The following is a 716-nucleotide window of genomic DNA, read 5'->3' as shown; positions in this document are numbered from 1 at the left end:
TCGAGGCAGGTGGCGCGGCGGGACATGGACTGGGTCAGGCCGGCGTCGGCGAGCAGGGCGCGCCAGGAGGCGTGCCGGTACTGGAAGCCCTGGTCGGAGTGCACCAACGGCGCGGCTCCGGCGGGCAGGGTCGCGATCGCGGCGCGCAGCGAGGAATTGGTCAGCTCCAGCGACGGGGACGGCCCGCAGGAGTAGGCGACCACGGACCGGTCGAACAGGTCGACGATCGGCGAGAGGTAGAGCTTGCGGTCGCCGATGCGGAACTCGGTCACGTCGGTGACCCATTTGGTGTCCGGGGCGTCGGCGTCGAACCGGCGGTCGAGCAGGTTCGGCGCGGTCGTGCCGGGCTGCCCGAGCCAGGACCGGTGCCGGCGGGGCCGCCGGACCTGGCAGGCCAGGCCGAGGGCGTTCATGACCTTGAGCACGGTCTTCTTCGCCACGTGCCAGCCGTCGCGGGCCAGGACCGCGTGGATGCGCCGGTGCCCGTAGCGGCCGCGGGCGGCCGCGAAGGCCTCGGCGATCGCGGTCTTGAGGGCGGCGTGCGGGTCGGGCCGGTCCAGGCGGGCCTGGTGGTAGAAGAACGTGGACCGGGCCAGGCCCGCGGCCGCCAGCAGCGCCGGCAGCGGGTAGTCGGCCTTGAGGGCGGCGATCGCCTGGGGGCCGTGTCATGACAACCGTGTAAGCCGCGGATGGACCAAGATCGGGTCGCTGACGGC

Annotated in this window: 1 protein-coding gene; it reads right to left on the bottom strand. The window is 73.6% G+C overall.

Annotated elements, in window-relative coordinates; translation table 11 throughout:
* Window positions 1-596, bottom strand: a 596-nt coding sequence (locus ACFORO_RS29065; protein ID WP_377896668.1) for an IS3 family transposase, incomplete at its 3' end; no start/stop codon positions are given.
* Between the last annotated feature and the right edge of the window lie 120 nt (window positions 597-716).

Origin of the sequence: Amycolatopsis halotolerans (assembly GCF_042647905.1) — a bacterium.
GTDB lineage: Bacteria > Actinomycetota > Actinomycetes > Mycobacteriales > Pseudonocardiaceae > Amycolatopsis > Amycolatopsis halotolerans.
The sequence above is the reverse complement of the archived record's forward strand: the minus strand, read 5'-3'. Positions and strand labels throughout refer to the sequence as shown.